Annotated in this window: 11 protein-coding genes; 10 read left to right on the plus strand and 1 reads right to left on the minus strand. The window is 56.2% G+C overall.

Annotation, left to right across the window (positions count from 1 at the left end; genetic code table 11):
- On the minus strand, positions 1–2,230 hold a 2,230-nt coding region (locus tag ACWVCN_RS12160; RefSeq protein WP_455246050.1), incomplete at its 3' end, for an AMP-binding protein.
- Positions 2,231–2,754: 524 nt separating this feature from the next.
- On the opposite strand from ACWVCN_RS12160, the gene ACWVCN_RS12165 reads away from it, so the two are divergent.
- The 10 genes from ACWVCN_RS12165 to ACWVCN_RS12210 all read left to right on the plus strand — a co-directional run.
- Positions 2,755–3,309: a BCAM0308 family protein gene (locus ACWVCN_RS12165; RefSeq protein ID WP_455246051.1), complete on the plus strand. Its 555-nt coding sequence runs from the start codon at positions 2,755–2,757 to the stop codon at positions 3,307–3,309.
- A gap of 39 nt (positions 3,310–3,348) precedes the next feature.
- Positions 3,349–3,606: a bacteriophage holin gene (locus ACWVCN_RS12170; protein ID WP_455246052.1), complete on the plus strand. Its 258-nt coding sequence runs from the start codon at positions 3,349–3,351 to the stop codon at positions 3,604–3,606.
- 84 nt (positions 3,607–3,690) lie between these two features.
- Entirely contained in the window at positions 3,691–3,990 is a 300-nt protein-coding gene (locus tag ACWVCN_RS12175) for a hypothetical protein (protein WP_455246053.1), read from the plus strand.
- Between the two features lie 322 nt (positions 3,991–4,312).
- Entirely contained in the window at positions 4,313–5,278 is a 966-nt protein-coding gene (locus tag ACWVCN_RS12180; RefSeq protein WP_455246054.1) for an LOG family protein, read from the plus strand.
- 266 nt (positions 5,279–5,544) lie between these two features.
- The gene (atpD, locus tag ACWVCN_RS12185; protein WP_455246060.1) at positions 5,545–6,903 is read left to right on the plus strand and encodes a F0F1 ATP synthase subunit beta; all 1,359 of its coding nucleotides are present in this window, start codon (positions 5,545–5,547) and stop codon (positions 6,901–6,903) included.
- A complete protein-coding gene (locus tag ACWVCN_RS12190; protein WP_455246056.1) occupies positions 6,900–7,304 on the plus strand; it encodes a F0F1 ATP synthase subunit epsilon in 405 nt (134 codons plus the stop codon). Before atpD ends, ACWVCN_RS12190 begins: the two co-directional genes overlap by 4 nt.
- Entirely contained in the window at positions 7,301–7,576 is a 276-nt protein-coding gene (locus tag ACWVCN_RS12195) for an AtpZ/AtpI family protein (RefSeq protein WP_455246057.1), read from the plus strand. The genes ACWVCN_RS12190 and ACWVCN_RS12195 overlap by 4 nt, the downstream gene beginning before the upstream one ends.
- Positions 7,577–7,579: 3 nt before the next feature.
- Entirely contained in the window at positions 7,580–8,263 is a 684-nt protein-coding gene (locus ACWVCN_RS12200; RefSeq protein WP_455246058.1) for a F0F1 ATP synthase subunit A, read from the plus strand.
- Positions 8,256–8,525, plus strand: coding sequence for an ATP synthase F0 subunit C (atpE, locus tag ACWVCN_RS12205; RefSeq protein WP_455242537.1), 270 nt, complete (start codon positions 8,256–8,258; stop codon positions 8,523–8,525). The genes ACWVCN_RS12200 and atpE overlap by 8 nt, the downstream gene beginning before the upstream one ends.
- A 48-nt stretch (positions 8,526–8,573) precedes the next feature.
- Positions 8,574–8,873, plus strand: a 300-nt coding sequence (locus ACWVCN_RS12210) for a F0F1 ATP synthase subunit B family protein (protein ID WP_455246059.1), incomplete at its 3' end; no start/stop codon positions are given.

An 8,873-nucleotide genomic window follows, 5' to 3' on the forward strand; every position in this document is an offset into this window, starting at 1 on the left:
GCAATCGGTCGGACGGGAGGGCGGCCATGATGGCCGGCGCGTCGAGCAGGCTGACGTGATTCGGGGCCAGGACGCAGGGGCCTTGCGGCGGCAGCCGATCAATTCCACGAACCTCGAGCGAAAAGCAGGCCCGCATCAACAAGCGGTCAAGCGCGAAGAGGAATGAACCGAATCCTCGCGAGAGGGGCGTCCGTTCTGCGAGCCAACGCTGCTGTTTCGGATCGAGGAGTGTTTCAGGATGCTTCAATAGTATTACGGGATCTTCTCCTGCGCCGGCGATCTGTTCGGCTTCAATAGCTTCCCGTAGCAGGTCTCGAACCGTCGTGATTCGCCCCACGGCTTCTTCGGAGAGGTCGACGGAGACCTGGTCGTGTAACTCCAAAGTCAGTGTCATCCATTCCAATGAGTCCAGACCGAGTTCCAGTGACATGTTCGTATCCGGCGTGAGCCGGACGGAGGGGAAACGCTCGGCCATCCAACTCCAGGTACGCAAGGCAATCGGGTCTTCCAGCAGTTGGCGGTCTTCAGGCCCCATCGATTCGATGGCGATCGGCCTTGCTTCAACGGGTCCCAGTCCTTTTCGCCGTTTGCCCGCTTCGAAAAGTTCCAAGAGTTTATGTCGTTGAATCTTCCCGAGTCTGGTACGGGGGAGGGGGTCGACGTCTAATACAAATTCGCTAATACGGTAATAGGAAGGTAGTGGACGCAAGGCTCCTTCGATGTCGGCCTCGATCGATGCTGTGATTTTGCCGAGTTCGCGCGGTTGAATTGAGGCGGCAGCGGGCACGACGACGGCGACTAACCGACCGTCGCGAGCGAGAACCGCTAACTCGCGGATCGAAGCCAGACCTTCCATGGCCTCCTCGATCCGTTCCGGCCAGATCTTTTCACCGCCCGGGAGGGTGATGCGAGAGGATGCTCTCCCGACGATGTGAAGCTCGCCATCTTCATCGAGATAGCCGAGGTCTCCGGTTCTGAACCAGCCGTCCTCCGTGAACGCCTCTTCAGATTTTTGGGGGAGGTGTAGATAGCCGGCAAACACATTGGCGCCCTGGGCCTGGATCTCCCCCTGACCGGTTTCAGGGTCGAGATCGGCGATACGAATTTGCACGCCCGGGAGCGGCCTGCCTGATGTGTTAAGCCGCAGACTGCCGGGAATTGTCAACGTGAGGATTGGAGAAGTCTCGGTCAATCCGTAGCCGCCCGCGACCTGCCAGCCAAGGCCTGCCAATTTCCACGCCAGTTCGGGTGCCAGTGGAGAGCCGCCGTAGACCAGCGTTCTGAGGCACGGAGCAAATTGCCGGCGCAAAGGAGTGAACAGAATCCGGCCGAGAGGCAAACGGAACTGGCGCAAGGCCGTCACCGATGAGGCAAGGAGTCCCTTAAAGAGGCGCAGCGCGACGCGGCCTTTCTGGCTGATCTTTCGCTCGATTCCATCGAAAAGTGCTGAATAAATACGGGGTACCCCTACGATCGCAGTGGTACGACCCTCTTGCAAGGCGCGTCGCATCTGCGGGCCGGTGAGCGAATGGGGGAGCACGATCGTCAATCCCTGTGCGAGCGGAGCCACTAAGCCGATCATGAACGGGTAGACGTGATGGAGCGGTAACGGCAAGAGCAGACGCTCGTCGGTTTGGTAAACATTCACACTCCTCAGCGCTTGAAAATTGGATAGAAGATTGCGATGGCTCAGCAACACGCCCTTTGGTTTCCCGCTGACGCCCGAAGTGTAAAACAATACGGCTGGGGCTTCCGGGTGCGGAGGGGGAATCGTCCCCTTTGCCTCACGCAAAAAATTCTTCCAGCTAAGAGGGTTGTCTTTGCCGGCATCCAACAGGATGATACGCGGGCTGTTCCTGAGTCCCAGCGCGTCCAATCGATCTGCAAGCGGTCGAATCGTAAGCGCCCACTTAACCCCGCTGTCTGCCAGTACGTGCGCGAGATCATCTCCAGCCATCTGTGAGTCGATGGGGACCGGAACTGTGCCGATGTCCAGCAAGGCCAGGCAAGCGATGATCCATTCCACTCGATTCGGGGAATAAATGGCAACGTGCTCGCCTTCATCCATACCCGCCTCCCGAATTCCTGAAGCCAGGCGCCTGCAGATATCGAGTAACTCTGCGCAGGTCCAAGTTTCGCTCGCCTCCTTGTGGAATGCCACAAGCGCCTGGCGATCGCCGAGTGAAGACAGATTGTGAACAAGCGCTTGAAGGGTAAGAACGGGTGTCATGCAGCCAATCCTTGGTCTATTTCCTTGCACGAATCCGGTGTCATCATTACGGAGGGTGTCAATTCGCATGCCTAAAAACCCGTTTTCAGATATGGCTCTTATCCTCCTCCCTCACAAGTTCGGCAACCAGGCTGACTGGCTGGCTGAGGCAATGGTTCGCAACCGCACAGCCCTTCATGCCCGAGATCGCTCTATCAATTCGGAATAGTATTCCTCTGTCATAGAGTGGGGAATCTTGCGACAGCGATGAGTTATGGGCTGGGGAGTTTTGCCTGCGTTGACAAGACCACACCAGCCCCGATTCTCGTTGTTTGAATAAAGTTCGACCAAAAAGCGCCTGGTCCCTGGATCAGGCTAATGGCATGATGATTGCGCATCTTCTATAGACTACTCCGGGTCATCGTGGTCTGTCGTTGCAACAAGAGCTTGAGAAAAACAGCCTCACGATCAAGAGTGCAGGAGAAATCTCTTGGGAGGGGGAGCGTCTAATGCGTTGATCGTCATTCATTGAAGGAGGAGTTTTCATGAGCACGAGGAAAGGCAAGCGCTACACCACATCGTACAAGGAGAAGGAGCATCGGAGGCAGGATCCCTATGCCATGTTGAAGGCTCCGAGGGGCCCGGCGATGTGCCGGAAATGCCGCGCGATCTACACGAACAAGCGGTGGTACTTCGACAAGGATGAAGCCCGTAAGCTGGCGGCTTTTCCCGGTACAAAAAAGTTTGTCTGCCCCGCCTGTCAGAAGATCCGGGACGACTATCCGGAAGGAATCGTCACGTTGAAATGGTCCGATCTGAAAGGACACGAAGCAGAGATCAGAGGATTAATCGCCAATGTGGAGGCCCGGGCACTCTCCGTTAATCCCCTTGAACGGGTCATGAAAATTACCAGGCAGAGGAAGGACTTGGAGGTGCTGACGACGAACGACCGGCTGGCTCAGCGCATTGGGCGTGAGTTGGTTCGGGCGTACAAGGGAAAAGTGACGTGTCATTGGGCGCATCGGGACATGCTGGCACGTGTGAACTGGCAGGGGCCGGAACCAAAGGAAAAACCAAAATCGGTCCGCCGGAAGCGATAAAGGTCCGCCATGTCGGGGTCGATTCAAGGAGGTGGCCTCATGAAATTGAACGTCAAGGCCTGGGGGCTGACGTGCGGGTTGATTTGGGGGCTGGGTCTCTTCTTTCTCACCTGGTGGATCATCGCGTTCGACGGTCAGACGGGAGAGGTAACCATTATCGGGCGTCTTTATCGTGGGTATAGTATCAGTGCAATGGGGAGTCTGGTGGGCATGATCTGGGCATTCTTTGACGGCCTCATCGGGGGGGCTATCTTCGCGTGGCTATACAATAGGCTTTTGCCCCTTTGCGAATCATAGTCGCTCATAATTTGTGATGCGGCCCAGGAATTACACGGTGACGGATTGTCTCTGAGATTCTCAGCGAGGCAGGAGGAGCCGAACATGACCAATCAAGAAAAACAAAAGAAAATTATCCCGTGGATTGATCCGGAAGAACGGGTAACCGTGCATTTCCTCGATGATCGAGGCCTGAGTGCCGAAATCACAGGTTGCAGTGAGGAGTTGGTAGATCTCGCGATCGAGACGAATGTCCCTCACATGAGGCAGCAGATCTCTGTCCCGCTGAGTCGCACAGACATTTCAGAAGATTTGTCGCACTACACGAGAGATCCGGAGAGGCCACTGAAACATCGTCGACTGATGCTGGTCATTGATGAGAAACGTCCGCCTATCATCTACTAGTGCATGAGGGTTCTGCTTATGACCACGAAGGCGTCCCCATCTCGACAAATGGACCTGGTCCGGGGGAACCGGCATCAAGTGCTCTTTCCAGGAGCGATCCCAGTATCGGGAAAAGAGCGGGGGCGAGTCGGCCATCGTCCTTGTGAAGACAGATTTCTGGAGGCATGAATTCCCCGGTTTCTTATCAGGCGGGGTAGGTCCGAGAATCTGCCGGTTCACGAGTCGATCTGAGCCATACGCCTGCACCGCTGTACTTGCTTCACTGAAGGCGCAAGAAACAAGGTGACCGTTCGAAAAAAAGTATGAGGAGGAGCAACCTGCCGTGCCGGATCCAATGAAGACGACGACGATTCCCGCACCACCTCATCCCTCGCAACGGCGCGAGCCGCTGCCATGGCAGCGACCGAAGTCTCTCGAAGAGGATCCCGATGCGCAGAATCGGATCCAGGCCATTCTTGAGAGCCCCACATATCGGGAGGCCGACGAAGATGTAGAGTTTCTTCAGAGCGATGAGGCACGCGGGCTGCGTCTCCAGCTGGACTACCTCAAACCTCAACTTCTGCTCGACCGACATGACATCCGACAGACGATCGTCGTTTTTGGTGGGACTCGAATCCATGAACCTACAGCTGCGACACGTAAAGTGGCGGAGCTGCGCGCAGCACTGACTGCTTCTCCGACCGACGCAGAACTAAGCCGCCGTCTTAACATTGCGGAACGGGTCCTGGCCAAGAGCCATTACTACACTGTGGCCCGCGAGTTCGGGAGGCTGGTGGCTCAAAATGGTAAGGTCGGGCGTACACAGAAGCTCGTCGTTGTGACCGGCGGAGGTCCAGGGATTATGGAGGCCGCTAATCGGGGTGCCTTTGACGTCGGAGCTCAAACGGTCGGGTTAAATATTCATCTTCCTCACGAGCAATTTCCCAATCCCTACATCACGCCGGCGTTGTGTTTTCGTTTCCATTATTTCGCACTGCGAAAGTTGCATTTCCTCCTTCGCGCGAAGGCGTTAGTCGCATTTCCCGGTGGGTACGGGACGCTGGATGAACTCTTCGAAACGCTCGCATTAGTGCAGACACGAACGATTAAACCGGTTCCCGTGGTCTTAGTCGGCGAACACTATTGGCGGCAAGCGTTCAATGCGGACTTTCTGGTCGATGAAGGTGTCATTGACCCTGAAGATCGTGAACTGTTCTGGTTCGCCGAAACGGCACAGGACATCTGGGAAGGGATTCTGCGTTGGTATGAGTGTGCCGGGAAGCCGCTGTTCCCTTGCACTACGGAATAGAGCCTTGGACCCTCTCGTTACGTCGGAATCGACCAGGATCTGCGCCATGCCTTGTTCTTGCACGCGTGCTCGCTGGTTTCAGCCGCATTGTGCATCAAGCATTGATCGTCAAAACCATAAGACCAACTCTCATTTGTTCGAGGGCAGGGAAGTCAGAAGGCATGTGGTCAGTTACTCGTTAAGAGTATGCGGCATGAGAAGGAAAGGATAACTCCGTGAAGCAAATCCAAGACCCCGGCCTTTCTAGCCAGGGCAATGACGCTCTTGTGGGAGTGATCGAACAGGTCCACGGACCGGTAGTCGACCTCGTCTGCCACTGCCTCCCGCCACTCCATCAGGCGGTCTATGCGGCGCTTAACCACGAACGGTATGTGTTTGAGATTCATCAACATGTGGATGAACGGCACGCTCGTGCCATTACGTTACATCGCACGGCCGGGTTGCGGCGAGGCCTGCGCGTCTACGACACTGGATATCCGGTGCGTATTCCCGCTTCCCCCAATTCTCTCGGTCGACTGGTCAATATGTTCGGCGAACCATTGGATGGTGGTTCGCCGCTCGACGCGGAGACATTTCGGAGCGTCTTATCAAAGCCGGTCGCACTGCATGACACGAAAGCCGCAAGCGGCATCCTGGAAACCGGGATCAAGGTCCTTGATCTGCTCTTCCCCTTCATTCGGGGCGGTAAGACCGGTCTTTTCGGCGGGGCCGGCGTCGGGAAAACCGTGCTCCTGACGGAATTCATGCACGCGATCGTATCCCTGCACCAAGGTGTTTCCGTCTTTGCCGGGGTCGGCGAGCGCATTCGGGAGGGCCACGAATTGTGGCATGAGATGCAGGCAGCCGGTGTTATGCCGCATACGCTGATGGTGTTCGGCCAGATGGACGAGTCCCCAGGCGTGCGGTTCCGTGTAGGGCTCTCGGCCCTCACGTATGCCGAATATTTTCGTGACGTTCTCCACAAAGAAGTGCTGTTCCTGATGGATAACATCTTCCGGTTCGTTCAGGCCGGCAGTGAAATATCAGGATTGCTCGGGCGGATGCCGGCCACGGTGGGCTATCAACCGACTCTCATGACCGAAGTCGCCGAACTGCAAGAACGGATCATCTCCACCAGAAGCGGCGCGATCACATCGGTGCAAGCCGTGTATGTGCCTGCGGATGACATGACGGATCCGGCCGTAACGAACATCTTGTCGCATCTCGATACCCTAGTCATTCTGACCCGTGATCAGGCCAGTAAAGGAATCTATCCGGCAGTCGATCCACTCCAATCTTCCAGCAAGCTAATGGACCGGCATTTTCTTGGAGACCGTCACTATGCCGTGGCCGAGGGGGTACGTGAACATCTAGCACGCTACAAAGAGCTGGAGGACATCATTGCGATGTTGGGGCTTGAGGAGCTCTCGGAAACTGACCGTCGCATCGTGCTTCGCGCCAGAAAGCTCCAACGGTATTTGACACAGCCCTTTCACGTGACGGCTGACTTGACGGGAATCGAGGGAGTCTCGGTTCCTTTAGCGGACACGTTGAGAGATTGCGAAGGCTTCTTGCGCGGGTCTTACGACGATCTTCCGGAAGACCGGTGTTACATGCGGGGAGCAATCATGGATCATGTGGCATGAAACCCTTCACCTTGGTGGTTCAGGACGCAACGCACATCGAACGATTCGATGACGTGGCGAGCTTTGTCGGATGGGATGACTCTGGTTCCTTGGGCATCCTCGCCGACCATGAGCGATTCATGACGGTATTGTCGTGGGGGCTTGCACGATTTCAGACGATGGACGGCGCCTGGCAATACCTCGCGCTCCCCGGAGGGCTTCTTTATTTCTTGGAGAATACGGCGACGATCAGCACGCGTCGTTTTCTGCGCGATGACGATGCAGACCGTATCAGCCGGGCGTTAGAGGAGCAGCTGTCCGTCGAAGAAGACAACTTGCGGGCGATGAAACAGAGCCTGAGCCGCCTCGAAGAGGAAATGTTTAAACGGCTGTGGCGGATAGGGCGGGGAGAGTTCGCGTGACGACGAATGCCGAGCAGAAGCTCAAGAAACGTATAGGAGTGCAAACCCGCCGGATGAAACAGGCCGAGCGGGATCGTCCGACGTTGTTGGGACAAACCGTTTTCCTGGGCACGCTTGGATTGCTGTTCGTCGTTCCGGTTGTGATCGGCGCCTATGTAGGACAGTGGCTGGACGACTTCGTGGAGGGCTACTCCATCCGTTGGACCATGAGTCTAATTGTGCTCGGCATTGCCGTCGGAGCAGTGAACGTCTATTTGCTCATGAGGGAGTGAGGGATGGAAGCGGCATCGGTCTTTCAGGTAGGTCCTATCGGAGTCACGGTTCCGGTGATTACGACGTGGGGCATCATGCTGTTGCTCGCAACTCTGTCCTGGGCGGCAACGAGGCATCTGCGGCAGGATCCCGGCCCCGTGCAAGTCGTCCTGGAAGGTTTGATCGGAGCTATGGATCGCGCGATTAGTGAGGTCCTGCCGAAAACGAGTGCGCAGGTCTTGCCCTTTATCGGCACGCTCTGGATCTTCGTCGTCGTGGCAAACCTCGTGGGCATTATACCCGGTCTTCATTCGCCGACTGGAGTTCTCTCGACCACGGCGGCCCTGGCCGTTCTCGTCTTTTTCTCGGTCCATTGGTTCGGCATTCGCTCGGAAGGGCTGAGAGCCTATCTTAAACATTACCTCGCGCCGAGTCCGATCATGCTGCCGTTTCATCTCATGAGTGAAGTCACCAGGACCCTTGCCCTCGCGATACGGTTGTTCGGAAACATCATGAGTCTCGAAATGGCAGTTCTCCTGGTCTTGATGGTGGCAGGTTTTCTGGTGCCGGTGCCGCTGTTGATCTTGCATGTGATCGAGGCGTTGATTCAGGCCTACATCTTCGGAATGCTCGCGCTCATTTACATCGCGAGCGCGATCCAAACGCAACAATTACGCCAATCTGAAAAGAGGGATAATCATGCGTGATATCAGTTGGTTCGTACTGGCTTCGACTGTGGTTGCGGGCTTGGCTATCGCCATCGGTACGATGCTTCCTGCCCTTGCAATGGGGCGTGCGATCAGTCAGGCCTTGGAGGCCTTGGCGAGACAGCCGGAGGCGGAGCGGTCGATCATGCGCACGCTCTTCATCGGGCTCGCCATGATCGAATCACTCGCAATCTACTGCCTGGTCATCGTGTTGATCATCCTGTTTCGCAATCCGTTACTGGAGTATTTCTTCAAGCCGTAATCGATGGACGGGTAAGCCGCACATGTTATCGCCAACCGGAGGATGACGGTGGAACTGGATTGGTCGACATTCCTGCTCGAAATCGTGAATGTGCTCGTCCTCGTATGGCTGTTGAAACGGTTCTTGTACCGTCCGGTCATGACGGTGATTGAGGAGCGTAAAGTCGCGATCGCCAAGACGGTTGCCGATGCTACGCAGTTGCAGAACGAAGCAAGCGCCCTCAAGGAGCAGTATGACCGGCGATTAGTCGGATGGGAGCAAGAGCGGGAGAAGGCGAGGGTCAAGTTGCAGGAAGAGATTGCAGCCGAACGGCATCGGCGGCTCACCGTGCTTCAGGCCGATCTCGAA

The sequence above is a fragment of the Petrachloros mirabilis genome (assembly GCF_975968855.1).

What these genes read in the sequence shown, in the direction of transcription:
- ACWVCN_RS12165 (WP_455246051.1), top strand. Translation starts at nt 2,755, where the DNA reads ATGAGCACGAGGAAAGGCAAGCGCTACACCACATCGTACAAGGAGAAG.
- ACWVCN_RS12170 (WP_455246052.1), top strand. Translation starts at nt 3,349, where the DNA reads ATGAAATTGAACGTCAAGGCCTGGGGGCTGACGTGCGGGTTGATTTGG.
- ACWVCN_RS12175 (WP_455246053.1), top strand. Translation starts at nt 3,691, where the DNA reads ATGACCAATCAAGAAAAACAAAAGAAAATTATCCCGTGGATTGATCCG.
- ACWVCN_RS12190 (WP_455246056.1), top strand. Translation starts at nt 6,900, where the DNA reads ATGAAACCCTTCACCTTGGTGGTTCAGGACGCAACGCACATCGAACGA.
- ACWVCN_RS12200 (WP_455246058.1), top strand. Translation starts at nt 7,580, where the DNA reads ATGGAAGCGGCATCGGTCTTTCAGGTAGGTCCTATCGGAGTCACGGTT.
- atpE (WP_455242537.1), top strand. Translation starts at nt 8,256, where the DNA reads ATGCGTGATATCAGTTGGTTCGTACTGGCTTCGACTGTGGTTGCGGGC.